The 24,227-nt window shown below is 64.3% G+C and carries 26 protein-coding genes and 4 tRNA genes; 11 read left to right on the plus strand and 19 right to left on the minus strand.

The features are described from left to right. Positions 1-15: 15 nt before the first annotated feature. From rpoB to secE, 7 genes are all read right to left on the minus strand, one after another. Positions 16-4,164, minus strand: coding sequence for a DNA-directed RNA polymerase subunit beta (gene rpoB / locus VW23_RS20430; protein WP_069911354.1), 4,149 nt, complete (start codon positions 4,162-4,164; stop codon positions 16-18). Between the two features lie 349 nt (positions 4,165-4,513). Continuing rightward, positions 4,514-4,888, minus strand: a complete 375-nt coding sequence (gene rplL / locus VW23_RS20435) for a 50S ribosomal protein L7/L12 (protein ID WP_069911355.1) — start codon at positions 4,886-4,888, stop codon at positions 4,514-4,516. 71 nt (positions 4,889-4,959) lie between these two features. Then, positions 4,960-5,478, minus strand: coding sequence for a 50S ribosomal protein L10 (rplJ, locus tag VW23_RS20440; protein ID WP_055877957.1), 519 nt, complete (start codon positions 5,476-5,478; stop codon positions 4,960-4,962). A gap of 356 nt (positions 5,479-5,834) precedes the next feature. Then, the gene (rplA, locus tag VW23_RS20445) at positions 5,835-6,530 is read right to left on the minus strand and encodes a 50S ribosomal protein L1 (RefSeq protein WP_055877960.1); all 696 of its coding nucleotides are present in this window, start codon (positions 6,528-6,530) and stop codon (positions 5,835-5,837) included. Between the two features lie 2 nt (positions 6,531-6,532). Next, the gene (gene rplK / locus VW23_RS20450) at positions 6,533-6,961 is read right to left on the minus strand and encodes a 50S ribosomal protein L11 (RefSeq protein ID WP_055877963.1); all 429 of its coding nucleotides are present in this window, start codon (positions 6,959-6,961) and stop codon (positions 6,533-6,535) included. Between the two features lie 144 nt (positions 6,962-7,105). Next, entirely contained in the window at positions 7,106-7,636 is a 531-nt protein-coding gene (gene nusG / locus VW23_RS20455; protein WP_055877965.1) for a transcription termination/antitermination protein NusG, read from the minus strand. 34 nt (positions 7,637-7,670) lie between these two features. Then, positions 7,671-7,868, minus strand: a complete 198-nt coding sequence (gene secE, locus VW23_RS20460) for a preprotein translocase subunit SecE (protein ID WP_069911356.1) — start codon at positions 7,866-7,868, stop codon at positions 7,671-7,673. Positions 7,869-8,414: 546 nt separating this feature from the next. Here secE and VW23_RS29690 point away from each other — a divergent pair. Both VW23_RS29690 and VW23_RS20465 read left to right on the plus strand, forming a co-directional pair. Further along, positions 8,415-8,543 carry a hypothetical protein gene (locus VW23_RS29690; protein WP_280138995.1) on the plus strand — a complete coding sequence of 43 codons (129 nt, stop codon included), beginning with the start codon at positions 8,415-8,417 and terminating at the stop codon, positions 8,541-8,543. A gap of 14 nt (positions 8,544-8,557) precedes the next feature. Next, on the plus strand, positions 8,558-8,803 hold the full coding sequence (locus tag VW23_RS20465; protein WP_069911357.1) for a helix-turn-helix domain-containing protein: 246 nt from the start codon (positions 8,558-8,560) through the stop codon (positions 8,801-8,803). Here the strand turns inward: VW23_RS20465 and VW23_RS20470 are convergent. From VW23_RS20470 to VW23_RS20480, 3 genes are all read right to left on the minus strand, one after another. Next, positions 8,773-9,066 (minus strand): hypothetical protein, encoded by a 294-nt coding sequence (locus VW23_RS20470; RefSeq protein ID WP_244513673.1) that lies wholly within the window; start codon positions 9,064-9,066, stop codon positions 8,773-8,775. The two genes, VW23_RS20465 and VW23_RS20470, sit on opposite strands and share 31 nt — an antisense overlap. A gap of 262 nt (positions 9,067-9,328) precedes the next feature. Further along, positions 9,329-10,276, minus strand: a complete 948-nt coding sequence (locus VW23_RS20475; RefSeq protein ID WP_069911358.1) for a hypothetical protein — start codon at positions 10,274-10,276, stop codon at positions 9,329-9,331. A 409-nt stretch (positions 10,277-10,685) separates the two neighbouring features. Then, a tRNA-Trp gene (locus VW23_RS20480) sits at positions 10,686-10,761 on the minus strand. A gap of 153 nt (positions 10,762-10,914) precedes the next feature. On the opposite strand from VW23_RS20480, the gene VW23_RS20485 reads away from it, so the two are divergent. Further along, on the plus strand, positions 10,915-11,193 hold the full coding sequence (locus tag VW23_RS20485; protein WP_069911359.1) for a hypothetical protein: 279 nt from the start codon (positions 10,915-10,917) through the stop codon (positions 11,191-11,193). A gap of 103 nt (positions 11,194-11,296) precedes the next feature. Here VW23_RS20485 and VW23_RS29095 read toward each other — a convergent pair whose 3' ends face one another. Then, positions 11,297-11,464, minus strand: coding sequence for a hypothetical protein (locus VW23_RS29095; RefSeq protein WP_176730449.1), 168 nt, complete (start codon positions 11,462-11,464; stop codon positions 11,297-11,299). Between the two features lie 96 nt (positions 11,465-11,560). On the opposite strand from VW23_RS29095, the gene gcvA reads away from it, so the two are divergent. Beyond that, entirely contained in the window at positions 11,561-12,454 is an 894-nt protein-coding gene (gene gcvA / locus VW23_RS20495) for a transcriptional regulator GcvA (protein ID WP_069911361.1), read from the plus strand. Positions 12,455-12,647: 193 nt separating this feature from the next. Here the strand turns inward: gcvA and VW23_RS20500 are convergent. Continuing rightward, positions 12,648-12,721: transfer RNA gene (locus VW23_RS20500), tRNA-Gly, on the minus strand. Positions 12,722-12,826: 105 nt separating this feature from the next. Here VW23_RS20500 and VW23_RS20505 point away from each other — a divergent pair. The 5 genes from VW23_RS20505 (at position 12,827) to VW23_RS20525 (ending at position 16,659) form a co-directional block, all read left to right on the plus strand. Further along, a complete protein-coding gene (locus tag VW23_RS20505; RefSeq protein ID WP_069911362.1) occupies positions 12,827-13,222 on the plus strand; it encodes a hypothetical protein in 396 nt (131 codons plus the stop codon). A gap of 158 nt (positions 13,223-13,380) precedes the next feature. Beyond that, positions 13,381-14,211, plus strand: a complete 831-nt coding sequence (locus VW23_RS20510) for a sugar phosphate isomerase/epimerase family protein (RefSeq protein WP_069911363.1) — start codon at positions 13,381-13,383, stop codon at positions 14,209-14,211. Continuing rightward, the gene (locus VW23_RS20515) at positions 14,208-14,969 is read left to right on the plus strand and encodes an NAD-dependent epimerase/dehydratase family protein (protein ID WP_069911364.1); all 762 of its coding nucleotides are present in this window, start codon (positions 14,208-14,210) and stop codon (positions 14,967-14,969) included. Before VW23_RS20510 ends, VW23_RS20515 begins: the two co-directional genes overlap by 4 nt. A gap of 80 nt (positions 14,970-15,049) precedes the next feature. After that, positions 15,050-16,081, plus strand: coding sequence for a PAS domain S-box protein (locus VW23_RS20520; protein ID WP_069911365.1), 1,032 nt, complete (start codon positions 15,050-15,052; stop codon positions 16,079-16,081). A 95-nt stretch (positions 16,082-16,176) separates the two neighbouring features. Further along, positions 16,177-16,659 (plus strand): P-loop nucleotide/nucleoside kinase family protein, encoded by a 483-nt coding sequence (locus tag VW23_RS20525; protein ID WP_069911366.1) that lies wholly within the window; start codon positions 16,177-16,179, stop codon positions 16,657-16,659. 41 nt (positions 16,660-16,700) lie between these two features. Here VW23_RS20525 and VW23_RS20530 read toward each other — a convergent pair. Continuing rightward, positions 16,701-16,785, minus strand: a tRNA-Tyr gene (locus tag VW23_RS20530). Between the two features lie 155 nt (positions 16,786-16,940). On the opposite strand from VW23_RS20530, the gene rlmB reads away from it, so the two are divergent. After that, the gene (rlmB, locus tag VW23_RS20535) at positions 16,941-17,696 is read left to right on the plus strand and encodes a 23S rRNA (guanosine(2251)-2'-O)-methyltransferase RlmB (RefSeq protein WP_069911367.1); all 756 of its coding nucleotides are present in this window, start codon (positions 16,941-16,943) and stop codon (positions 17,694-17,696) included. Between the two features lie 37 nt (positions 17,697-17,733). Here rlmB and VW23_RS29100 read toward each other — a convergent pair whose 3' ends face one another. Continuing rightward, a complete protein-coding gene (locus tag VW23_RS29100; protein WP_069911368.1) occupies positions 17,734-18,963 on the minus strand; it encodes a hypothetical protein in 1,230 nt (409 codons plus the stop codon). An 88-nt stretch (positions 18,964-19,051) separates the two neighbouring features. Next, complete coding sequence (locus tag VW23_RS20545; protein WP_084646337.1) at positions 19,052-19,726, minus strand: DUF1345 domain-containing protein; 675 nt, start codon at positions 19,724-19,726, stop codon at positions 19,052-19,054. Between the two features lie 145 nt (positions 19,727-19,871). Here VW23_RS20545 and VW23_RS20550 point away from each other — a divergent pair. Continuing rightward, positions 19,872-19,947, plus strand: a tRNA-Thr gene (locus VW23_RS20550). 17 nt (positions 19,948-19,964) lie between these two features. On the opposite strand, the gene VW23_RS20555 is transcribed toward VW23_RS20550, so the two are convergent. From VW23_RS20555 to VW23_RS20570, 4 genes are all read right to left on the minus strand, one after another. Then, entirely contained in the window at positions 19,965-20,798 is an 834-nt protein-coding gene (locus tag VW23_RS20555; RefSeq protein WP_084646338.1) for an ATP-grasp fold amidoligase family protein, read from the minus strand. A gap of 67 nt (positions 20,799-20,865) precedes the next feature. Continuing rightward, complete coding sequence (locus VW23_RS20560) at positions 20,866-21,357, minus strand: peptide deformylase (protein WP_069911369.1); 492 nt, start codon at positions 21,355-21,357, stop codon at positions 20,866-20,868. 4 nt (positions 21,358-21,361) lie between these two features. Beyond that, positions 21,362-23,788 (minus strand): penicillin-binding protein 1A, encoded by a 2,427-nt coding sequence (locus VW23_RS20565; RefSeq protein ID WP_069911370.1) that lies wholly within the window; start codon positions 23,786-23,788, stop codon positions 21,362-21,364. 138 nt (positions 23,789-23,926) lie between these two features. After that, a partial coding sequence (locus VW23_RS20570) for an N-acetylmuramoyl-L-alanine amidase family protein (RefSeq protein ID WP_176730450.1) occupies positions 23,927-24,227 on the minus strand: 301 nt, incomplete at its 5' end.

Raw genomic sequence — 24,227 nt, forward strand, 5'->3', positions numbered from 1 at the left:
TTGAACTCGGCAGCCTTATTCCGCCGCGTTCTGAGGAGGTGCGAGCTGGTTGTCGGCAGGGCCGCCCTGGGGCAGCGCGTCGCCTTCAAACGTATCCAGCTCGACATTGAGGCCGAGAGAGCGGATTTCCTTGACGAGAACGTTGAAGCTCTCGGGGATACCCGCCTCGAAGGTGTCGTCGCCTCTGACGATCGCCTCGTAGACCTTGGTGCGACCAGCAACGTCGTCCGACTTGATGGTCAGCATTTCCTGCAGCGTGTAGGCGGCGCCGTACGCTTCGAGCGCCCACACCTCCATTTCGCCGAAGCGCTGGCCGCCGAACTGCGCCTTGCCACCCAGCGGCTGCTGGGTCACGAGCGAGTACGGGCCGATCGAGCGGGCGTGGATCTTGTCGTCCACGAGGTGGTGGAGCTTCAGCATATAGATGTAGCCCACGGTCACCTTGCGGTCGAACTGCTCGCCGGTACGGCCGTCGAAGACGACGGACTGACCAGTGGAGCTCAACCCTGCCCGCGTCAGCAGCTCGACGATGTCGCTTTCCTTGGCGCCGTCGAACACCGGAGTGGCAATCGGCACGCCCTTGGAGAGATGCTCGCCGAGGCGGAGGATGCTGTCGTCGTCAAGCTGGGAGACGTACTCATCGCCTTCGTAGAGGGCGCTGATCTCCTTCTTGAGCGGCGACATATCGCCCTTCTGCTGGTAGGCCTTCATGATCTCGTCGATCTTCTTGCCCAGGCCGCGAGCGGCCCAGCCAAGATGCGTCTCGAGGATCTGGCCCACGTTCATGCGCGACGGCACGCCGAGCGGGTTAAGCACGATGTCGACGTGCGTACCGTCTTCCAGGTACGGCATGTCTTCGATCGGGGTGATCCGCGAAACCACGCCCTTGTTGCCGTGACGGCCGGCCATCTTGTCGCCCGGCTGGATCTTGCGCTTGGTCGCGACGAAGACCTTGACCATCTTCATCACGCCCGGCGGAAGTTCGTCACCGCGCTGCAGCTTGTCGACCTTGTCGATGAAGCGCTGCTCGAGCAGCTTGCGGCTCTCCTCGTACTGGGCGTGGAGGGCCTCCATCTCGGCCATGACCTTGTCGTCCTCGAGGGCGAACTGCCACCACTTGGAGCGCGGCTGGGCGTCGAAGGTCGCGTCGTTCAGCTTGGTGCCGTTGACATAGCCCTTGGGGCCAGCGGTCGCGGTCTTGCCGAACAGCATTTCCTTCAGGCGCGCATAGACGTTGCGGTCGAGGATCGACTGCTCGTCGTCACGGTCCTTGGCGAGGCGCTCGATTTCCTCGCGCTCGATAGCCATGGCGCGCTCGTCCTTGTCGATGCCGTGGCGGTTGAACACGCGCACTTCAACGACAGTACCAGCATCGCCCGGCGGAACGCGGAGCGAGGTGTCACGGACGTCCGAGGCCTTCTCGCCGAAGATGGCGCGGAGGAGCTTTTCTTCCGGCGTCATCGGGCTTTCGCCCTTCGGGGTGATCTTGCCCACGAGGATGTCGCCGGCAGCGACTTCCGCACCGATATGCACGATACCGGCTTCGTCGAGGTTCTTCAGCGCTTCTTCCGAAACGTTCGGAATGTCGCGGGTGATTTCCTCGGGACCGAGCTTGGTGTCGCGGGCCATCACTTCGTATTCCTCGATGTGGATCGAGGTGAACACGTCCTGCATGGCGATCTTTTCGCTCAAGAGGATCGAGTCTTCGAAGTTGTAGCCATTCCACGGCATGAACGCGACGAGCACGTTGCGGCCGAGAGCCAGATCGCCCAGGTCGGTCGAGGGACCATCGGCAACGATGTCGCCGGCGTCGACGTGATCGCCCACCACCACCAGCGGACGCTGGTTGATGCAGGTCGACTGGTTCGACCGCTGGAACTTCATCAGGTTGTAGATGTCGACGCCGGACTTCGACGCATCGGTCTCTTCGGTGGCGCGGATAACGATACGGGTCGCATCCACCTGGTCGACGATGCCCTTGCGCTTTGCGACGATCGCGGCGCCCGAGTCACGGGCGACGATCTTTTCCATGCCGGTGCCGACGAACGGAGCCTCGGCACGCAGCAGCGGCACGGCCTGCTTCTGCATGTTCGAGCCCATCAGGGCACGGTTGGCGTCGTCGTTCTCGAGGAACGGGATCAGCGAGGCGGCGACCGAGATGACCTGCTTGGGCGAAACGTCCATCAGGTCGATGGTCTCTTTCGGCGTCAGGCCGTTGTCGCCGGCGTGGCGAGCCACGACCAGGTCGTCGGCGAACTCACCCTTGGCGGTGAGCTTGGCATTGGCCTGGGCAACGTAGTGCTTGGCCTCTTCCATCGCCGACAAATAGACGACGTCGTCCGTCACCTTGCCGTCCACGATCTTGCGGTATGGCGTCTCGATGAAGCCGTACTTGTTGACGTGGGCGTAGGTCGCAAGGTTGTTGATCAGGCCGATGTTCGGGCCTTCCGGCGTCTCGATCGGGCAGATACGGCCATAGTGGGTCGGATGCACGTCACGGACTTCGAAGCCGGCGCGCTCACGGGTGAGACCGCCAGGCCCGAGTGCCGACAGGCGACGCTTGTGCGAGACTTCCGACAGCGGATTGGTCTGGTCCATGAACTGGCTGAGCTGCGACGAGCCGAAGAACTCGCGCACCGCGGCCGCCGCGGGCTTGGCATTGATCAGGTCCTGCGGCATGACGGTGTCGATCTCGACCGACGACATGCGCTCCTTGATCGCGCGCTCCATGCGGAGCAGCCCGAGACGGTAGTGGTTCTCCATCAGTTCGCCGACCGAACGCACCCGGCGATTGCCGAGGTTGTCGATGTCGTCGATCTCGCCCTTGCCGTCGCGCAGGTCGACGAGGGTACGAACCACCTCGACGATATCGTCCTTGCGCAGGATCCGGACGGTGTCCTCGACGTCGAGGTCGAGGCGCATGTTCATCTTGACGCGGCCGACGGCGCTCAGGTCATAGCGCTCGCTGTCGAAGAACAGCGACTTGAACATGGCTTCGGCGGTCTCGACGGTCGGGGGCTCGCCCGGACGCATCACGCGGTAAATGTCGAACAGCGCGTCCTCGCGGGACTCGTTCTTGTCAACGGCCAGCGTGTTGCGGAGGTACGCGCCCACGTTGACATGGTCGATATCGAGGATCGGCAGCGCGTCGAAGCCGGCGTCCTTGAGCTTGTTGAGCAGCTTCTCGTCGATCTCGTCGCCGGCTTCGGCGAAAATCTCACCGGTCTTGAGGTTGACCAGGTCCTGCGCGATGAACTGACCGTAAAGGTCCTCTTCCACCACCGCGAGGTGGGTCAGGCCGTTCTCGGCGAGTTTCTTGGTCTGGCGCGGCGTGAGCTTCTTGCCACCTTCGTGCACGACATCGCCGGTCTTGGCGTCGATGAGGTCGAACGTCGGCTTGGCGTTCTTCATCTTGTCGGCGTCGAACGGCTTCTGCCAGCCGGTCTTGGTCTTCTCGAACTGCAGGGTGTCGTAATAGGTGTCGAGGATCTCCTCGGCATCCATGCCGAGCGCCTTGAGCAGCGAGGTCACCGGAATCTTGCGGCGACGGTCGATACGGGCGAACACGATGTCCTTGGCGTCGAACTCGATGTCGAGCCAGGAGCCGCGGTACGGGATAATGCGGGCGGCGAACAGGAGCTTACCCGAGGAGTGGGTCTTGCCCTTGTCGTGGTCGAAGAACACGCCGGGCGAACGGTGCATCTGCGAGACGATGACGCGCTCGGTGCCGTTGACGATGAAAGTGCCGTTCATGGTCATGAACGGCATGTCGCCCATATAGACGTCCTGCTCCTTGATGTCCTTGACGGAGCGGGCGCCGGTCTCTTCATCAACTTCGAACACGATCAGGCGAAGCGTGACCTTGAGCGGCGCTGCGAACGTCATGTCGCGCTGACGGCACTCGTCGACGTCATACTTGGGCTGCTCGAACTCGTATTTCACGAACTCGAGGGAGGCAGTGTTGGAAAAGTCGGTGATCGGGAAAACCGACCGGAAAACGGACTGAAGCCCCTCATCGTTACGACCGCCCTTGGGCTCGTCGACGATCAGGAACTGATCATAGGAGGCCTTCTGAACCTCGATCAGATTGGGCATCTCCGTGACTTCGCGAATGCTGCCGAAAGATTTGCGTACCTTGCGGCGGCCGTTGAAAGTGGTAGCCATACCAGCTCCTCAAATTTCTCGATGTCTCGGAGGCAGATGTCCAAAGGCCCGACTATCAGCCGTCGGGCATCAGGACATCGGCCTTGCTTCTTTTCATCAGGGCCCGGTGAGAGGGAGGGAGCCCCGGTCATTACGCACTGGTTTGCGCGGGGACTGCTTCTGCCCCGTCGCAACTGCACTCGAATTCATCTGCGCCCAATGAGCGCCATCCGAACTCCGAAATTTTGATTGTCCTGCCCGGCCATCCAATCGCGCGGGTGGAACGCGTCCCAAATACCATAAATGCGACGCAAATAAGGCAGCGCGGCAAATTCGCCGCGCTGCCAGAGATCGTTGTCCGCAGACAACCTTACTTGAGCTCGACCTTGGCGCCGGCAGCTTCCAGCTTCTTCTTGATGTCTTCGGCTTCGGTCTTGTTGGCGCCTTCCTTGACGGCCTTCGGAGCCGCTTCGACCAGTGCCTTGGCTTCGCCGAGGCCGAGGCCGGTAATGGCGCGGACTTCCTTGATGACGTTGATCTTGTTCTCGCCGAACGAAGCGAGGATCACGTCGAATTCAGTCTTCTCTTCCACCGGAGCGGCGGCAGCAGCGGCCGGGCCGGCAGCGACGGCGACCGGAGCGGCAGCCGAAACGCCCCACTTCTCTTCGAGAAGCTTCGACAGCTCGGAAGCTTCCAGAACGGTCAGGGCAGACAGGTCGTCTACGAGTTTGGCGAGATCAGCCATTTATGTTCACTCTCTTTGATGTTTCAGTTCGAACCGTGGAGGGCCGGATCGGCCCCACGTGGGTAGTTTGCCTATGCTGCATTGCTCTTCTCGGCGTGCGCCGAGATGACCCGTGCAACCGCACCGCCAGGGGCCTGCAGGACCGACGCGATACGCGTGCCGGGCTGCTTGAGCATCCCTGCGAGCGTGGCGCGAAGCTGGTCCAGCGACGGCATGGTGGCGAGCGCCTTGACGTTGTTGGCGTCGAGCCCGGTCTTCCCCATTGCGCCACCGAGAACCACGAACTTCTGGTTCTTGTCAGCGAAAGCGGCCGCGACTTTCGGCGCGATCATGGGATCCTTGGCGAAGGCGACGACGGTCGGACCTGAGAACAGGGCCGACATATCGGCGTTGTCGGTTTCCTTCAGAGCAAGCTTGGCGAGGCGGTTCTTGGCCACCTTGATCGTCCCGCCGGCCTGCTTCATCTGCCTGCGCAGATTTTCCAGGTCGGCAACGGTCAAGCCGGCGTTCTGGGCAACAACGATCGATCCGGCCGTCGCGAACGACGACTGGAGCGAGGCGATGAGCTCAGCCTTTTCCGCTCTTTCCACTGCTAGTCTCCACATTTGGCCCGGAGATAGGTCCCGGACCGTTTGCCAATTGCTGCCCTCCGGCTGGAGTGCAGCGGTTGATGCCTGTCAACCGGCTGACCGTCGGAGGGCGAAATGCCCCTTGGCGGCAACTGGCCTGGTTCGAACCGGACAAGAATTCCGGTTGTCACCCCATCTATGCGGGCCCCTTGTTCCCTTGATCGCGCGCTAACGCGTCGCTGGGTTCCTTTGACGCGCGCAAGCGCGTCGCTGGTAGGGATTAGCTCTCCCGAAGGAGCAGACCCGCAGTCTCGGACAGGACTTCACCGATCCGAAGATCGGCATCCTGGCGGCATTGCTGCCGCCAGGAATTCTTCTTACGCGTTGACCGACGACGGGTCGACGTGGACGCCGGGGCCCATGGTCGAGGACACGGCGACGCGCTTGACGTAGGTGCCCTTGGCGCCAGCAGGCTTGGCCTTCTGGATCGCGTCGGCGAACGCCTTGATGTTCTGCAGCAGGGCTTCTTCCGAGAACGAAGCCTTGCCGACGCCGGCGTGCAGGATGCCAGCCTTTTCGACGCGGAACTCGACGGCGCCACCCTTGGCGGACTTCACCGCACCGGCGACATCCGGGGTCACGGTCCCGACCTTGGGGTTCGGCATCAGGTTGCGCGGCCCGAGGATTTTACCGAGACGGCCAACCAGCGGCATCATGTCCGGGGTCGCGATGACGCGATCGAACTCGATCTTGCCGCCCTGGATGATTTCCACCAGGTCTTCGGCGCCAACGATATCGGCGCCAGCCTTGCGGGCCTCATCGGCCTTGGCGTCCTTGGCGAACACGGCGACGCGAACGGTCTTGCCGGTGCCGTTGGGCAGGTTGACCACGCCGCGGACCATCTGGTCGGCGTGACGCGGGTCGACACCCAGGTTGAACGCAACTTCGACGGTCTCGTCGAACTTCGCCTTGGCGCGTTCCTTGACCATCTTCACGGCGTCGCTGAGCGCGTAGAGCTTCTTGCGATCGATGCCCACGCGGGCGGCGTCTGTACGCTTACCGAGCTTGCTCATGATCAGCCTTCCACCTGGATGCCCATGGAGCGGGCGGAGCCGGCGATCATCGTCGCGGCCTGGTCGACGTCATAGGCGTTGAGATCGGCCATCTTCTTTTCGGCGATCTCGCGGATCTGCTTCTGCGTGATCGTGCCAGCAGATTCCTTGCCCGGGAGCTTGGAGCCGGACTTCAGGTTCACGGCCTTCTTGATCAGGTAGGTGACCGGCGGGAGCTTGGTCTCGAAAGTGAAGCTCTTGTCGGCGTAGATGGTGATCACGACCGGGGTCGGGGCACCCTTTTCCTGCTCGGCGGTCTTCGCATTGAAGGCCTTGCAGAATTCCATGATGTTGAGGCCGCGCTGACCCAGCGCGGGGCCGATCGGGGGCGACGGGGTCGCCGAGCCGGCCGGGACCTGAAGCTTCAGGTACCCAGTGATTTTCTTTGCCATGGTTCAATCTCCATATGTGCCCAGGATCGGGCGGGTGATCCGCGTCACCGGATCTGTGAGACGCCGTGGTCCGGGCTTTACGAGCGGTTGGCGACCGCCCTGCCCTCCCACGGTTTTCCATCGCCTCCCGGCGACGGTAACGGACTAGACCTTTTCGACCTGCCCGTATTCCAGTTCGACGGGCGTCGGGCGCCCGAAGATCGAAACTTCCACCTTGAGACGCGAACGCTCCTCGTCGACTTCTTCCACCACGCCGTTGAAGCTGGCGAAGGGACCGTCGGAGACGCGCACCTGTTCGCCAACCTCGAACGAGACCGACGGCTTGGGATGCTCGACGCCTTCCTGCACCTGCTGCAGGATGGCCATGGCTTCCTTCTCAGAGATCGGCATGGGCTTGTCGCCCGAACCGAGGAAGCCGGTAACTTTCGGCGTGTTCTTGATCAGATGGAACGCCTCGTTGGTCATATCCATCTTCACCAGCACGTAGCCCGGGAAGAACTTGCGCTCGGCGTCAACCTTGCGGCCGCGACGCATCTCGACGACCTTCTCGGTCGGCACAATCACGTCGTCGAACAGGTCTTCAAGCTTCTTCTGCGCAACCTTCTGGCGGATGTCCTCCGCCACCTTGCGCTCGAAGTTCGAGTACGCCTGAACGATATACCAGCGCTTGGCCATGCCGCGTCGAAGCTCCTAATAGTCTGTTTGCCGCTTAGCGGATCGACAGGATCATTTGCACGATCCAGTGAATGAGCTGGTCGGCGGCGAGGAAGAAAATGCTCGCGATGACCACCATCACCAGCACCATCACCGTCGAGACCAGGGTCTCGTTGCGGGTCGGCCAGGTGACCTTGCCGACTTCCTGACGAACCTCTTGCAGAAATTTCACGGGGTTCAACGCAGCCATCAGCTCTACTTTCCGTCGGGCCTTCAGGCCAAAAACGAAGAACCGCGCGAGTCACCCCGGGCGGCTTGGGAAGTGGTATCTAATGGCTTGCCTGTGCCATTGCAAGCCCAAATGACACGCTGATGTCGGGCGCCAGGGCGACTGTCGGCCCGCATCCTGACCACGGGCCAGCACCGCGCTTTCGATCCGACGTTTGGATGGGTCAAAGCTTCTGCCAGGAGACACGCCCCTTTTGCGCTTCGAGCGCTGCGTCACCACTGGAGCAGTGACTAACGGGGGCGCCCTCGACACGGCGGATGCAGGACTCAAAGCAAAAGCAGCGGAAGCGAGCTGTTCCCGCTGGTCCTACGCCAGAGAGGTGAGACGCTGCCTTCGCCGAGGAAGTTGAGATGCTGAGTACTGCTTGTTGCCGGAGCGTGCCGTCTTAGCAGCCCTGCATGGCGTCTACGGTCTTTTTTGCGACTACTGTCAGCCATCCGTCAGCTTGCCTCAATTACCACGGAGCATACGGACCCGCGGCGTGATTCTGGGGCGATGGGGATGGGGATAGTGCTGCAAGCGATGACGCGAGCCCGGCTCGGGCACTGGCTGCCGGTGGCCATCGTCGTCGTCGCCGCAATCCTCGCCTTCCTCGCCGCCCTCAATCTCAGCCTCACCCTGCCGGTGGAAATGGAATAGTGCGAGGGCCTCGGATGCCAACCGCCTACAACCTTCATCCCGACCCGACCGCAACGCTGCAGCTGGTCGGCCTGCAGGCCGCCGATGTCGAGCGCGAACTGATCCTCGCGACGCTGCGCGCCACCCACGGCAACCGTACCCACGCCGCCGCCATCCTCGCCATCAGCATCCGCACGTTACGCAACAAGCTGCATGAGTATCTCGAGGACGGCATCGACGTGCCGCCGCCTCACGACGCCGGAAACTCCGACGAGGCATAGAGCCGGCGCATCGCGACGCTGTCATAGCGCTCGCCATCGACCTCCAGCGTCGCCGCGCTCAGCTTGCCGGGCAGCAGCGACTCCATGGCGTAGCGCAGCGCGAGGGTTGCAGAGGAGAAACGACGATAGTCGAGCCCGGCCTTCCGCCCCACCTGCACCGGAAAGTAGAGATCGGCCGGTTCAGTGTAGTCGAACGGCCGGGACAGGTCTTCTTCGCCGACGCCCGAAGCGGGGTCGGCCGCAGTTTCGCGCCTGCGCGGCATGGCGTCGGTCTCCGTCAGCCGAAACTCGTGCCGAAGCGCAGCAGCGGCGCCAACACGAACAGCGCGCCGAGTGTGATGAAGAAGCTCAGCGCCACGGTGAGGGTGCGACTGGGCATGCGACGACCCGCGACGGGCGCGGTGTCGGGATGATCCACAGGCATATCGGGGTGTCGCTTTCGCTGGTGGCGCGTTTGTGCGCCGGGGCACTCTACGCCCTCGTCCGACACTCACCTACCGAATTCGGCGCGCCGCACCGAGGCGGTCAAGCCGCTCCACCCGGGCCGGCAACGGACTCGGGGATGGTCACAGACCCCTCCGATGCCGGCTTCATGCTCGGCATGCGGTTGAACCACCGGATGGCAAAGCCAAAGCCGACCAGCAGCAACCCGCCACCGATGATGGAGATTGGTGACGGCCCCAGGGTTGCGAACCACTGGATGAAGAAGTGGATGGCCCCGAACACGGCGGCGGCATTGACCACCCAGCGGCGGTTGGCGCGGATCGCCCAGAAGCCGGTGACGATGAGCACCAGGGCCCAGGCGACGCTGAAGGCCAGCGGCGGCAGGTTCAGCGCGTCGTCGCCGAACAGCGAGCCGATGAGGAAGCCGAAGTTCAGCATCAGGATGGCAACGCGCGCCGCGATGATTGCCAGCCGCTCATAGTCCGGCGGCAGCCGCAGCGAGAGCAGATAGAGCCCAAGCGTCAGCGCGGCGAGGATGCCGATGGTCAGCGCTGGTTGCCAGAAGAAACTACCATTGTAGGCGGTTGCCCCGCCAACCGTCGCCGTCAGCATGATCACCGACAGCGCCGCCAGCAGCCCCGAGCGCGCCGCCACCGCCGCCACTGCCAGCCCTGCTCCAATAGCGAGATTGATCGGCACCGATCCCTGGGCGAGGAGCGAGATGCCGCCCGAGAGAGCAAGGGCGCCGATGGTGACGCAGACCTGGCCGAACAGCGTCCAGCGCTCGATGCCGGCGAATCTGAGCACCAGCCCCAAAGCCAGCAGCAAGCCGCCGAGCACGATGGCGGTCTCGGCGGTCGGGAACAGCGCGCCAAGCCCGATGACGATGGCGCTGGCGCCGAACGACAGCAGGATATTGGTGCCGAGCGCGCCAGTGTCGGCTTTGGCAAAGCCCTTGAGTCGATCGGCCTCCGCCTGGGTGAGTTCTCCGCGGCGGACGAGATCGTCGAGGTCGAGCGTCACCTTCATGTCGTCATATCCCCAAGCCCCGCACCTTCTTGGGATAGATCGGCGGCGCCCGCAAGGCATCGCCATGCACCGAGGGCCCGTCCCCGCGAGAGTTGATCGCGCCCGCTCCGGGATGTCTTTGTTAAATGCGCGCCTTTCGCAGCCGACCTAGAGTGAGGCCTTCGGGAGGAAGCAGCGGGCCGCTGACTCTGGTGGCAACTCGTGTCGCGCCCGCTGTCTTTCTCCCGAGGGCACGATGCTCCAGACCATCGTCCTCAAGGCTCTGTTCGCCGCCCTGGTCGCCGCGATGCTGGCAACCCCGGTCGCGATGTGGCTCGGAATGCTGTGAGCGGCCCGACGCCTGCCGGCGCGGTGCACTTTCAATCGGCGAAATATGGGATTGGTTGGCGCGTTCAGGCGCCTGGGCAGGTGGCAGGGGCAGAAGGACTTGAACCCTCGACCCTCGGTTTTGGAGACCGATGCTCTACCAACTGAGCTATACCCCTAAACCTGCGGCCCTCCCTCTACTGAAAAGCCTCGAGCCGCGCAAGTGGCAAGGGGGCAACCTTGCCGTAATGATTGCGCGCCGCTGTGGCGCGGGATTAGGCTCCGTGCCGCGCGGCTTGGGGTCGCGCTTCGAAGGTAACCAGGGGAAATAGATGAAGAGACTCGTTCTCGTTGCCGCGTTCGTCGCGTCCGGTTTCGCCGTGCCCGTCCTGCCTGCCGCTGCCGCTCCGGCGCTCACGGATTCCGAAGTGAACTGCCTGATCTTCCCAGCCCTGAAGAAGGAATGCTGGGAGAAAGGCGCCGAAATGCTGAAGGCGACGCCGAAAGCCGTTGCCGCCGCGACCGAGACCACTGCGACTACGCTCAAGCTGCCGACGCTGTGGACCTGCACCGCCGCTCCGAAGGGCTCGGGCCACCTGCTCGACTGCTGATCCCCCGGCGGCACTGCCGTCCGGGGAAACGCCCCGACATATTGAAGGCCCGGCAGCACTGCCGGGCCTTTCTCATGCGCCGCCGCGAAAGCGCAGCAACTCGTCACGGGTGGTGAAAAGGATAGTCCTGGTCGGCGGCGCCGATATCGGCGCGGAGGTAGGAGCTCAGCTCGCGGATATCGGCCACGGGATGGGCGCGGCGCGGGATGATGGCGTGCTTCACCCAGCCGAACAGCCGGGCAGCGCGGGACTTTGGGGCCTGGTAGAGCATTTCCGTCTCCGTCAGTTTGATGCGTCTGAACAGAAGATGCGCCTCCAGAGCTTTGATTTCCAACCAAAGCTCGAGTATCATGCATAAGGAGGCCTTATGTCTGATCACCTACCCCCACTCGCCGCGATCCGCGTCTTCGAGGCGGCGGCCCGGCACCTGAGCTTCACCCGCGCCGCCCAGGAACTGGGGATGACGCAGGCTGCGGTGAGCTATCAGATCAAGCTGCTGGAGGAGAGGGTGGGCTCGCCGCTGTTCCTCAGGCGACCGCGCGAGGTGGCGCTGACCGAGGCCGGCGAGCGGCTGGCGCCGGAGGTGAGCCGGTCGTTCGAGATCCTGCGCGAAGCCTTCATCGATTTCGGCGCACGCGAGCATGGCACGCTGATTGTCAACACCATGCACACGTTCGCGGCGCAATGGCTGGCGCCACGGCTTGGCATCTTCCAGCTCCGGCACCCGGAGATCGCGGTACGGCTCGAGACCACCGACCGGCTGGTGGATTTTGGCCGGGAGCAAACCGACGTCGTGGTGCGCGCCGGCCGGGGCAAGTGGCCCGGGCTCAGCGCTGTCAGGCTGATCGACGTACGGTTCACCCCGATGCTGTCGCCGGCGCTGGCTGCAACGATCGGCGGGGTCCGTGAGCCAGCCGATATATTGAAGCTGCCGTTGCTGGATTCCGACGACCCGTGGTGGATCCGCTGGCTCGACGCCTATGGCCTGCCGCATGACGTGCTGAAGCAGCAGAAGACGCCGTCGATGAACATGCAGACCTTCGACGCCATCGCGGCGATCGCCGGCCAGGGCGTCACCCTGCTCACCCCGGAGTATTTCCAGCGCGAGCTGGCTGAGGGCCGGCTGATCCAGCCGTTCGAACGGATCATCGATGTCGGCACGAGCTACTGGCTGGCCTACCCCGAGGGGCGCCGCAACGTGCCCAAGATCAAGGCCTTCCGCGACTGGGTGGTCGAAGAAGCAAGTAAGCCGATTAGCTGAGGGGAAGTCGAGCTGGAGCGGGTGAAGGGAATCGAACCACGAAGGAGCCGCCTGCGGCTCCGACCAGCGACAAAACGAGGGTTCGTATCCGCGGAGCGAGCGTTGGAGCGGGTGAAGGGGATCGAACCACGAAGGAGCCGCCTGCGGCTCCGACCAGCGATAAAACGAGGGTTCGTATCCGCGGGGCGAGCGTTGGAGCGGGTGAAGGGAATCGAACCCTCGTCATAAGCTTGGAAGGCTTCTGCTCTACCATTGAGCTACACCCGCGCCGAAGCGCCAGCGCTTCTTAGTGGCTGAGGCGCGATGCTGGCAAGTCTCTTCGATCCCACTATTGTGCGTTGCCCACGGGCCGGATCGGAGTCAGCGTGGGGCATGCGCGCCGCGATTGCCCTGTTGATGCTGCCGCTGCTGGCGGCCCCTCTTCCGGCTCATGCCGAGGACGCCGGGTTCATGCTGTGTGAGGCCCTGCCCCACCAGACCTGTGTGTGGTCCGGCGACAGCTTCTATCTGCGCGGCAAGCTCGTCCGCCTTGCCGACGCCGTCACCCCGGGGCGCTACACCTCGGCATGCCCCAATGCGAGCCAACTGTCGTGGCGTTCGGCGTTGCGGTTGCGTGACCTGCTGAATACCGCACCGTTCGAGATCGGGGATCCCGACGGCTCGGAGTTGGCGGAGGTGTCGCGGGATGGGCAGTCGCTGGGTGCACAGCTGATCGCCGAGGGACTGGCGCGGGCAAGGACACCGGAGGCGCCGAACTGGTGCGAATAGCCCTGCTTGCCGGCCGAACCCTGCCCCAGTGGAGGCGAACGTATAATTGACTCCGGGCCTCAGCGCCGGATGGATGCCGCGTCTCGAGGAGGACGACGATGCGGCTTGGTATGAGCGGGTGTTTTTTGCCCGCGGACATGAATGATCTTTCCCCTGAAATGTGCCGACGGGTCCGCGATGCGGGCTTTTCCGGCATCTTCACGCGCTTTCGCGACAACGACCCGCTGAGCACGCGGCGCGAGGATGCCGCGCGGCTGAAGGCGCTGCTCGCCGACGAGGGCGTGGCGCTGTTTCAGACCACCGGGTACTGGCAGAACCTCGTCACCTCGGACGAGACGGCGCGGGGGCAATCGGTGCGCGTGGTGCAGGCGGCGCTGCAGCTCGCCGGCTGGATGGGGGCGCGCGGCATCGACACCGGCCCCGGCTCGATGAACCCTGCCGGGCCATGGTTCCCGCATCCCGACAACTGGACCGCCAGGGCCGAGGAGCAGTTGATCCGCTCGCTCAGGGAGTGCGCCAAGGCGGCGGAAGATGCCGGCGTGTTCCTCAGCCTCGAATCGCACTCGTTGGTCACGCCGCGCACCCCAGAGATCGCGGCCCGCATCCTCGATGCGGTAGATTCGCCATGGGTGCGCTGCGACTACGATTCCGCCAACTGGATCACGCTCGAAACGATCTACGACACCGGGGGCGCCTTGAACGCGCATTTCGACCTGCTCGGCCGCCACATCTGCAGCGCTCACGCCAAGGACATCTGGGTGGAGAACCGGCTGGCGATCCACCTGCAGGACGGCTGCCCCGGCAAGGGTGTTATGGACTTTCCGACGCTGTTCACCCGGCTCGAGGCGCTCGACGCGGACTATCCGCTGATCGCCGAGGGCAACTCGAGCGAGGAGCTGTCCGATGTCGGTGCCCTGTTCCATCGGATCGCCAGGGAGGGCGGCATCCGCATTCTCGATGTCGGTGACAAGCCGGAGGCAGCACGATGAAGCTGCTGCTCGTCGGTGGGGCCGGCCATGTCGGCCAGCTGATCACCCCCTATCTCAAGGCGAGGCACACCCTGCGGGTGCTCGACCTCGCCGCATCCACCGACCCGGAGGTCGAGCATGTGGCGGGCTCGGTACTCGACCCCGAGGCGATCCGCCAGGCGCTCCAGGGCGTCGATGGCTTCATCTGGCTGGCCATGCGCAGCGCCCAGGGTGGCATGGTCACCGACCAGGACATCGAAACCATCATCAATAATTATGATTTGAATACCAAAGCTCTGCACCTGTTCCTTTATCTGGCACAGGAAGCTGGCGTGAAGCGCGGCGTCTACACCAGCTCGATGAGCGTCCACTATCGCGGCCGGCCGAACTACCCCGGCGAGGACCAGGTGCCGCTCGACTCGCCCTCGGTCTACGGCCTCAGCAAGGGGCTGGGTGAGGAGATCTGCGCCTATTTCGCGCACTGGTTCGGCATGAACATCATCGGGCTGAGGATCAGCGGGCCGCGCAAGCGCGCCGACTATCTGGCGCAGCGCCGCAACCCGCAGCGCGCCGGCGACGGCAGTTATGTCTACCCGCTCGATGAGGAGGATATGGCGAATGCCTATCTCGGCGCCATCGAAGCGGTCACCCCGCCCTCGGCAGGCGGGTTCGAGGCGCTGTTCATCGTCGGCGACGAGACCGGCGAAGAACACGACCTGTCGAAAGCCGCCCGGCTCATCGGCTGGCAACCGCGCTCGCACCGCCTGCTGACCCAATAACCGCGAGACACGAAGAATCCTCGGGCACTCGGAACCAACGTGCGACTTTGCCGTTCAATGGCGGGTGTCTGGGGGACTATATGCAGGACGAACGAGAGAACCTCGACGAGGGCGGGCGCATTGTTGAGGCGCGGCTTGCCGCGATCATCGATTCTTCCTTCGATGCGGTGATCGCCAAGGATCTCAACAGCATCATCACGGACTGGAACCCGGCCGCCGAGCGGATGTTCGGCTACTCGGCCGACGAGGCCATCGGCCGGTCGATCCTCATGCTGATCCCGCCGCACCTGCGGAACGAGGAAACCGATATCATTCGGCGCATCCGCGCCAACGAGCGGGTCGAGAGCTATGAGACGGTCAGGCTGCGCAAGGACGGCAGCACGGTGTTCGTTTCGCTGACGGTGTCGCCGATCCGTAACCCACGCGGCGAGGTGGTTGGCGCTTCCAAGATCGCGCGGGACATTACCCAGACCAAGGAAAGCGAGCGGCGCATCCGCGTGCTGTTGCGCGAGATCAACCACCGGGTGAAGAACCAGTACGCCGTGATTCTGTCGCTGATCCGCGAGACCGGGCTGAGCTCGGTGTCGATCGACGAGTTCCAGGCCAAGATCCGCACCCGCATCGCCAGCCTCGCGGCCTCGCACGACCTGCTGGTGCGCTCGGAATGGACCGGCTCGACGCTGGCTGAACTGGTCAAGGCGCAGCTGGCGCCGTTCGGGCACGAGAGCCTGGTAACCATATCGGGGCCCCTCGTCTCGATCTCGCCCAATGCCGTGCAGAACCTCGGCATGGCCTTTCACGAACTGGGCACCAACTCTGCCAAGTATGGCGTGCTCTCTGGCGCAGGCGGCGCCATCACGGTGTCGTGGTCGGTGAGCCGGGAGCCTGCGGCCGAACTGACGCTGACCTGGGACGAGAGCTTCGACGAGCCGCTGGTGCCTGAGCCGCGCGCCGGGCGTGGGTTCGGGACAGTGGTGCTCGAGCGTGTAGCGCCCTTCGCGCTCAATGGTCGAGCCAGCATCAGCCGAAGCCCGTCGCGCATCACCTGGACGCTCGAGGCGCCGGCGAGTTCGGTGCTGATGGAACAAGCTGGCGCGGACGGGGATGCCTGACTGGCTTTGCCTTTACCTCCGGTGACCGGCGAAGGCCGGTTGCGCTTCGGATAACGGTGCCGTCATATTTGGAGGCAACCGGGACCGACGAGGCAATGGCAACTCTTCACTTGATGGTCGGACTACCCGGCAGCGGCAAGACGACGTTGGCGCGGGAGCTTGAGGTGGACTACGCCGCACTCCGTCTGACTGTCGATGAGTGGCATGTCCGGTTGTTCGGAATGGACGTCGAGGACCATAGCGATGATGCTGACCTCGCGATCCACAACGCCAGGCACGGGGCAATAGAGGCGCTGCTGTGGGAGACCGCTTCGAGGGCCTTGGTGCTTGGCGTAAACGTGATCCTCGACTTCGGCTTCTGGAGCAGGCGCGAGCGGGACGAACTGCGTGCCAAAGCTCGCGACCTCGGTGTCGGCTTCAGGATCCACTTTGCCGATGCGACAGAGGAATTGCTGCTGGAGCGCATCAGGGCCCGGAACAACGAACTGCCGGCTGGGACTTTTCATATCCCGGAGGCCAAGCTCAAACAGTGGATGGGCATGTTCGAAGCGCCAACGCCGGACGAGCTCGCTGAGTAAGCTGAACGTCGGCTCTGAAACTACCGGCCATGTTTGGGGGGTGGTGGAGGGGACTGGATTCGAACCAGTGTACGCTAAGCGAGCAGATTTACAGTCTGCCGGATTTAACCACTCTCCCACCCCTCCATTCAGAGCCGGAGAAACGAACGGCGCCCGTCCCCGGGCGCGTCGTCGGGGCGGTTTATGTCGGGGCGGTGAACGCCTGTCAACACCCAATTGCCCACTGGCGACAGAAGCTTCGCCGCCTTGCTGTCCTCGGTCAAAACCGCTAGGGCATCCCCATGAGCCGCAACAAATTCCCGCCCAAGCCCAAGTACGACCCGGATAGCGGGCCGGTCTACCTCTACGGGCTGCATACAGTGCGGGCGGCACTCGACAATCCTCTCCGCGAACGGCGCAACCTCCTGGTCACGCCCAATGCGCTGATGCGCCTCAGGGAGACCGGTCCGGTGGAGATGCGCTTCACCGAAACGACGCCTAAGGACCTCGATCGGCTGCTCGGTGCAGACGCGGTGCACCAGGGTGTGGCGCTGGAAGTCGAGGCGGTCAGCCGCTTCGGGCTCAACGATGTCCCCAATCCCCGGCTGGTGGTGATCCTCGACCAGTTGACCGACCCGCATAATGTCGGGGCGATCCTGCGCACCGCCTGCGCCTTCGGCGCCGACGCGGTGGTCACCACGGCGCGGCATTCGCCGCGCGAAACCGGGGTGATGGCCAAGGCCGCTTCCGGCGCGCTCGACATGGTGCCGATGATCGAGGTGCGTAACCTCGGCGACGCCATCGAGAAGCTGAAAGAGCGGGGCCTGACGGTGATCGGCTTTGATTCGGAAGCCCCTGCCCCGATCCGCCCACGCACCGACGATGCGCCGATGGCGATCGTCCTCGGCGCCGAAGGCAAAGGCCTCAGGCAGCGGACGCGCGAGCTCTGCGACGAGATGGTGCGGCTCGATATGCCCGGGCCGATCAAATCGCTCAACGTCTCGAACGCGGCGGCGATCGCGCTGTTCGCGGTAACCGCCGGCCGCCAGGCTCAGTAAGAGGGCCGCGGAGTAACCCCCGCGACCCCAGAACCCATTATGGCGTGGTGCAGCGCACCAGATCGGTTCCATTCACGTTCAGCACGTCGGTCCCGGCCTGGGCGATCTCGATCGTCTTGTCCCCGGCCTTGAGGCTCACCTTGCCGTTGGTCGCCGGAACGGCATCGACCAGCGTGATCTCGCTGCCCTGCCGCACGCTGATCTTGGTGATCACCACGTAGCCAGTGCCGCCAGCCTGATCGACGGTGCCGCAGGCATCGAAGTTCGGCGCCCAGACGCCGAGGTAGCCGATCTGGCTGCGGTCGGCATTGGCGGCCAGCCGGGTATCCGGCTTCAGGCCATCGGCCGGCAGGATGCCCATGGCCGGGGTGGTCATCACCGGGGCCTCGGCCGCTGCAACGGCAGCGGCGGCGTCGGCCGCACCCTTGCTCTCGGCCGGCGTCGCTGCGGCTGCGGGAGCAGCTTCAGCAGCTGCAACGGCAGCAGCAGCGTCTGCTGCACCCTTGGCTTCAGCGGAGGCCGCTGCCGGAGCGGCTTCGGCGGCGGCCGCAACAGCCGCCTCGGCGTCAGCCTTGCCCTTGGCGGCGGCCGCAGCAACCGTCGCTTGCTTGTCCGCTTCCGCCTTGGCGGCCGTGGCTGCCTCGGCAGCCTTCTTGTCTGCTGCTGCCTTGTCCGCAGCTGCCTTATCTGCGGCTGCCTTATCTGCGGCAGCCTTATCTGCAGCCGCCTTATCTGCAGCCGCCTTATCTGCAGCCGCCTTGTCTGCGGCAGCCTTGTCTGCGGCAGCCTTATCTGCAGCCGCCTTATCTGCAGCCGCCTTATCTGCAGCCGCCTTGTCTGCAGCCGCCTTATCTGCGGCTGCCTTGTCTGCGGCTGCCTTGTCTGCGGCTGCCTTGTCTGCGGCCGCCTTATCTGCAGCCGCCTTATCTGCAGCTGCCTTATCTGCAGCTGCCTTATCTGCAGCTGCCTTATCTGCAGCGGCCTTATCTGCAGCTGCCTTATCTGCAGCTGCCTTATCTGCAGCTGCCTTATCTGCCGCCGCCTTGTCCGCAGCGGCCTTGTCCGCAGCTGCCTTGTCCGCAGCCGCCTTTTCTTCGGCAGCCTTCTGCTCCGCTGCAGCCTTGTCGGCGTCAGCGGTGGCCGCCGGTGCGGCAGGCGCCTCAGCGGCCGGCTTGGCCGGCGGCGGTGCCGAATTGTTGTCGCAGGCGGCGAGCAGCAGGCCCAATGACAGGGCGACCGGCAGGGCCAGAAGGTGGGTTCGTTTCATCGTCAGTTTCCTCTTCGAAGTTTTGGCGCCCGAGACAGCTGCCCGCCGCGCGTGACCTGTTTGCCTGAGCCGCCAGAGGCGCCCAGCCTTATTTGCCGGCGATCGCCACGACGACGTTGACCGTCGCCGCGACAATGACCGTGTTGAAAAAGAACGAGACGACGCCGTGCAGGGTCACCAGCCGCCGCATGGCCCGCGACGTCACCGCGACATCGGCCACCTGCGCGGTCATCCCGAGTACATAGGAGAAATAGAGGAACGCCGCCCCATCCGGCAGCTCATGGCCCGGGAACGCCAGGCCGGCGAGCACCTTGCCCTCTCCGTCCGGGTCATCGCGATAATACTCGTGCGCGTAGTGCAGCGCCGCCATGGTGTGCACGGTGAACCAGCCGAGCACCACGGAAACGACGCTGACCGTGATCTCGAGCGGATCGGTGTGCCCTGCCCCACCATTGAGCGCGAGGAACAGGAAGATCATCGCCACGACCGCCACCATGATGGTGACGAGAAAGATCGCCACCACCGGGGAATCGGCGTCATCGGGGCGCTGCTGCAGGAATTCGGCAGTGAGGCACGGGAACTCGATGCGGACGAGCAGCAGGTAGGTAACGAACATCGCATTGGCGGCGACGGCGACCGCATATTTGGGCGACAGCAGCAGGCACACGACAAGCACCGCCAGCCCGACGCCGACGCCCCAAAGGAAGGCGGCGTGCCGCGGCAGGATGCGGGCCGGAACCGATGCGCTTCGTTCGCCTCCCACGGCGTCTCCTTCGCCAGTGAATCACCAGCCAGCCGGATATTTGCACAGCGAGGATGCCACATCTAAGACAAGCCGTCGCCGCCCGCCACGGCATGCTGCGGCGCGCCTTGCGCCATCCAGCGGCCAATGATATCGACCGCGTCGGGCCGGCATAGCTCAGTTGGTAGAGCAACTGATTTGTAATCAGTGGGTCGCGAGTTCGATTCTTGCTGCCGGCACCACCCCCGACATCGATGCTTCACGCCGGCAGCACGTCCGGCCACATGGCGCCGTACTTGAAATCGTATTCGTCCGGCAGATTGATGAACCCAGAGCTGGGATAAAAGGTCACTTCGCCGAAGCGCGGGCGACCGCCGATCTCGTAGAAATCGATGCGGGCGAAGGGGAAGCCGGCCGACAGCCGTTCGGCGGCCCGGATCATTTCGGAATAGCTCTCGGGCCGCGGCGGGATGCCGGGGCCGTAATAGGGCGGCGCTTCGTTCGACATTACGAAGGGTACCCGGTTCCAGTCCCGATCGTAGTTGGCCCGCTTGAGCTCGGAAAAGTAGTCCCAGTTCACCGAGACGAGCTCGACCCGGCCATCGAAGACGTGGAGCTTGTAATCCACCGGCGGCTCCGCGCCACCGATATAGGGCTCGACCAGCACCTGGTGCGGGATGGCGCGATAGACCCACTCGCCCATGGAGCGGCCGAAGGTCCGGGTGCGCCAATACTCGACCTCCTTTTCAATGGCATCCCAATCCGGTGCTTCCGGGCCAGTGACGAAGACGTTGCCACCGCTCCAGTCGTTTGCCTTGATGACGTAGGGCATCGGCCAGTTGCGCTCGTCGCGTGGTGGCAGGACGCGACCGGCATAGAGCGTCGGGGTGATCCATTCGGCGCCCAGCTGGTCGGCGACGATCGGCTTGACGGCCACCTTGTCAGCGAGCGCAACCATGCGAGGCGAGCGCCAGCGGAGCTTGGCGATCTGGACCTTCTCGGTAAAGCGAGCTGGCCGCAGCAGGTTGGGATAGCGCCCGACCTCTTTGCGGTATTGGCGCAGCACGCGCACATAGTCGACGATAGTGTGCATCAGGCCTCCGCAGCCCCCCGCGGTCCAAATCCCATCAAGCCGAGAACCCCAGGCCGGTCAAGTCTCGCTACTCCCCGGCGCGCTTCTTCCACTTCTTGAGCACCATGTCGCGCTTCAGGCGGGACAGGCGTTCGAGGAAGAAGGTGCCATTGACCTGGTCGATCTCGTGCTGGGCGATGCGGGCCGGAAGGCCTTCGAAGCGGCGTTGCTGGCGGGCGCCGGCTTCGTCGTGCCAGGCGATCTGGGCGGCGTAGGGGCGAATGATCTCTACCTCGACGCCGGGCATCGACACCGAGCCTTCGGGGCCGGGAATGCTGGGACCGTCGGTCGAGACGATCTGGGGATTGTAGAGCACCAGGTAGTCGCGCTTTGCCGGATCCTCGTCGGCACTGATCACCACGACCGGCGCCACGGCGCCGACATGGACGGCGGCAAGGCCGAAGGCATTGGCGGCGCGGGTCGCCTCGAGCAGGCGGTAGCCGATGGCCCTGAGGCTGTCATCGAGCGGCCGCGGCTCGGCCTTGCGGGTGAGCCGCGGATCGGGATAGCCGACGATCATCGGGCTAGAACAGCCCGCCGCGGCCCAAAGTCATGTCGGTGGCAGCCGGATCCTGCCCAGCCTGGATGGCCTGGAAGGCGTTGGAGTCGACGCCGATCACCGAGGTCACGAGGTTCGGGCCGGTACCCGGCTTGAACGCCTCGTAGATGGCCTGGTCGCCGCCATTGGCCTTCACGCCGGTGCCCGGGTCGATCCACACCTGCGCCATGCCGCCGGGCATGTTGAATGGGGTTGGCGGCTTGCCCTTCAGGGCCTTGGAGACGAACTCGGTGAAGATCGGCACGGCCATTTCGCCGCCGGTCGACTGGCGGCCCATGTTTCGCGGCGTATCGAAGCCGACATAGACGCCGACCGCCAGTTCCGGGGTGAAGCCGATGAACCAGGCGTCCTTGTAGTCGTTCGAGGTGCCGGTCTTGCCGGCGACCGGACGGCCGAGGCTCTTGGCGCCGGTGCCGGTGCCGCGCTGCACCACGCCTTCCATCATCGAGGTGATCTGGTAGGCGGTCATCGGGTCGAGCACCTGCTCGCGATTGTCGATGATCAGCGGCTCGCCCTGCTGGTTCCAGGTCTCGGCGGCGCAGCCGTCGCAGACGCGCTCGTCGTGACGGTAGATGGTCTTGCCGTAGCGGTCCTGGATCCGGTCGATCAGTGTCGGGACGATCCGGCGGCCGCCATTGGCGATGGTGGCGTAGGCCGCGGTCATCCGCATATCAGTGGTCTCGCCGGCGCCGAGCGCCATGGCCAGCACCGGGTTCAGCTCGTCATAGATGCCGAACATCTTGGCGTAGTCCGAGATCAGCGGCATGCCGAGATCCTTGGCGAGGCGCACCGTCATGACGTTACGCGAGCGCTCGATGCCGCGGCGCAGCGTCTGCGGACCATAGAATTCCTGGGCGTAGTTCTCCGGCCGCCAGACCGAGCCGTCGCCGTTGACGATCTCGATCGGGGCGTCGAGCACCACCGAGGCCGGGGTGTAGCCGTTGTCGAGCGCCGCCGAATAGACGATCGGCTTGAACGAGGAGCCGGGCTGGCGCATCGCCTGGGTGGCGCGGTTGAACTCGGACTCGGCGTAGGAGAAGCCGCCGACCATGGCCAGCACGCGACCGGTGCGCGGATCCATGGCGACGAGCGCGCCTTCCAGTTCGGGCACCTGCTCCAGCGTATAGGCGCCTTCGCGGTCGGCGAGCCTGGACACATAAATCACGTCGCCGGGCTTGAGCAGCGAGCCGAGCTTCTTGCTCACCCACTTGATGTCTGGGCCGGCAATCGTGCCGGTGACGCGTTCGGCCGAGACCTTGCCCTCGATATCGGTGGCGGGACGAATGCCGATGCGGCCTGCGTTGTCGCCCATCTCCAGCACCACGGCGAGGGTCCATTCCGGCACGTCGCTGAGCGGCTTGACGGCGTTGACCGCGACGCCCCAGTCCGAGCTGATGTCGACGCTGGCGATGGGACCGCGGAAACCTTCACCGTGGTCGTAGTTGATCAGCCCATCCATCAGGGCGCGGCGCGCGTAATCCTGCAGATGCGGGTCGAGCGTGGTGCGGACGCTGAGGCCGCCGCCATAGAGCTCGGCTTCGCCGTAGAGCTTGCCGAGCTGGCGACGCACTTCCTCGGTAAAATACTCCGCCGAGAACAGCTGGCTGCCGGAGGTGCGCGGCTTGACGTTGAGCGGCTCGTCCTTGGCCTTGGCAGCCTCCTCGGCGGTCACGTAGCCATTCTCGACCATGCGATCGATCACCCAGTTGCGGCGCTCGATGGCCTGCTTGGGGCGGCGGAACGGATGGTAGTTGTTCGGGCCCTTGGGGAGCGCGGCGAGATAGGCGGCCTCACTGAGCGTCAGCTCGTAGAGCGCCTTGTCGAAATAGTTGAGCGCCGCGGCGGCCACGCCGTAGGAGTTGAGCCCGAGGAAGATCTCGTTGACGTAGAGCTCGAGGATCTTGTTCTTCGAAAAGGTCGACTCGATGCGCAGCGCCAGGATGGCTTCCTGGATCTTGCGGTCCCAGGTCTGCTCCGAAGTGAGGAGGAAGTTCTTGGCCACCTGCTGGGTGATGGTCGAACCGCCGCCCTGGATGGAGTCGTTGCCTTCGACGCGCGCCATGATGTTGTCGCGCAGGGCGCGGACCACGCCATCCACAGCGATACCCGAGTGGGTATAGAAGTCCTTGTCTTCGGCCGAGATGAAGGCGTTGATGATCAGTGGCGGGATGGTTTCGATCGGCTGGAACAGCCGGCGTTCCCGCGCATACTCGGCCAAGAGCGTGCCATCTGCCGCATGGACGCGCGTCGTTACCGGCGGCTGATAGTCCTTCAGCACGGTGTAATCGGGCAGCGTCGAATTCAGCTGGTTGAGATAGACGGCGCCAACCGCGACGGCACCCAGGGCGCAGAACACGCCGAAACCGAAGAGCCAGCCGAGAAGTCTGAGCATCAGATGGTGAACCTTGGAGCAGGCGCCACAGGTCCAATCGGATCAGGCGCGGAATATTGCGGAATCATACCAGACAAGGGCGGAAATGTGGACAAGTCCGCCGTTTCAATACGTTGAGAGCGGCCCGTGCCCAAAACGTCACTGCGTCGCCGCCGCCTTCTGCGTGCTGTCGAAGTAATCGGCGATACCGCGCGCCAGGGCGTTCACCACCCGGTCGCGCCAATCGGATTGCTGCAGGTTGGCGATGTCGGCCGCGTTGGAAAGGAAGCCGAGCTCGACCAGCACGGAGGGGACGTCCGGCGCCTGCAGCACGAAGAAGTCGGCCTGGCGCACCGGGAAGCGGCGCAACGCCACGCTCGGCTCGAGCTGGTGGACGATGGCTTCGGCGGCGAGGAAGCTCGATTTGCGCATCTCGCGGCGCATCAGGTCGACGAGGATG

It is taken from the genome of Devosia insulae DS-56 (assembly GCF_000970465.2).
GTDB lineage: Bacteria > Pseudomonadota > Alphaproteobacteria > Rhizobiales > Devosiaceae > Devosia_A > Devosia_A insulae.

Bases quoted from the DNA above. Each gene is read 5' to 3' on its own strand.
- rpoB (WP_069911354.1), bottom strand. From the start codon at position 4,164: ATGGCTACCACTTTCAACGGCCGCCGCAAGGTACGCAAATCTTTCGGC.
- rplL (WP_069911355.1), bottom strand. From the start codon at position 4,888: ATGGCTGATCTCGCCAAACTCGTAGACGACCTGTCTGCCCTGACCGTT.
- rplA (WP_055877960.1), bottom strand. From the start codon at position 6,530: ATGAGCAAGCTCGGTAAGCGTACAGACGCCGCCCGCGTGGGCATCGAT.
- rplK (WP_055877963.1), bottom strand. From the start codon at position 6,961: ATGGCAAAGAAAATCACTGGGTACCTGAAGCTTCAGGTCCCGGCCGGC.
- nusG (WP_055877965.1), bottom strand. From the start codon at position 7,636: ATGGCCAAGCGCTGGTATATCGTTCAGGCGTACTCGAACTTCGAGCGC.
- VW23_RS20465 (WP_069911357.1), top strand. From the start codon at position 8,558: ATGCCAACCGCCTACAACCTTCATCCCGACCCGACCGCAACGCTGCAG.
- VW23_RS20470 (WP_244513673.1), bottom strand. From the start codon at position 9,066: ATGCCGCGCAGGCGCGAAACTGCGGCCGACCCCGCTTCGGGCGTCGGC.
- VW23_RS20475 (WP_069911358.1), bottom strand. From the start codon at position 10,276: ATGAAGGTGACGCTCGACCTCGACGATCTCGTCCGCCGCGGAGAACTC.
- VW23_RS20485 (WP_069911359.1), top strand. From the start codon at position 10,915: ATGAAGAGACTCGTTCTCGTTGCCGCGTTCGTCGCGTCCGGTTTCGCC.
- VW23_RS29095 (WP_176730449.1), bottom strand. From the start codon at position 11,464: ATGCTCTACCAGGCCCCAAAGTCCCGCGCTGCCCGGCTGTTCGGCTGG.
- gcvA (WP_069911361.1), top strand. From the start codon at position 11,561: ATGTCTGATCACCTACCCCCACTCGCCGCGATCCGCGTCTTCGAGGCG.
- VW23_RS20505 (WP_069911362.1), top strand. From the start codon at position 12,827: ATGCGCGCCGCGATTGCCCTGTTGATGCTGCCGCTGCTGGCGGCCCCT.
- VW23_RS20510 (WP_069911363.1), top strand. From the start codon at position 13,381: ATGTGCCGACGGGTCCGCGATGCGGGCTTTTCCGGCATCTTCACGCGC.
- VW23_RS20515 (WP_069911364.1), top strand. From the start codon at position 14,208: ATGAAGCTGCTGCTCGTCGGTGGGGCCGGCCATGTCGGCCAGCTGATC.
- VW23_RS20520 (WP_069911365.1), top strand. From the start codon at position 15,050: ATGCAGGACGAACGAGAGAACCTCGACGAGGGCGGGCGCATTGTTGAG.
- VW23_RS20525 (WP_069911366.1), top strand. From the start codon at position 16,177: ATGGCAACTCTTCACTTGATGGTCGGACTACCCGGCAGCGGCAAGACG.
- rlmB (WP_069911367.1), top strand. From the start codon at position 16,941: ATGAGCCGCAACAAATTCCCGCCCAAGCCCAAGTACGACCCGGATAGC.
- VW23_RS29100 (WP_069911368.1), bottom strand. From the start codon at position 18,963: ATGAAACGAACCCACCTTCTGGCCCTGCCGGTCGCCCTGTCATTGGGC.
- VW23_RS20555 (WP_084646338.1), bottom strand. From the start codon at position 20,798: ATGCACACTATCGTCGACTATGTGCGCGTGCTGCGCCAATACCGCAAA.
- VW23_RS20560 (WP_069911369.1), bottom strand. From the start codon at position 21,357: ATGATCGTCGGCTATCCCGATCCGCGGCTCACCCGCAAGGCCGAGCCG.
- VW23_RS20565 (WP_069911370.1), bottom strand. From the start codon at position 23,788: ATGCTCAGACTTCTCGGCTGGCTCTTCGGTTTCGGCGTGTTCTGCGCC.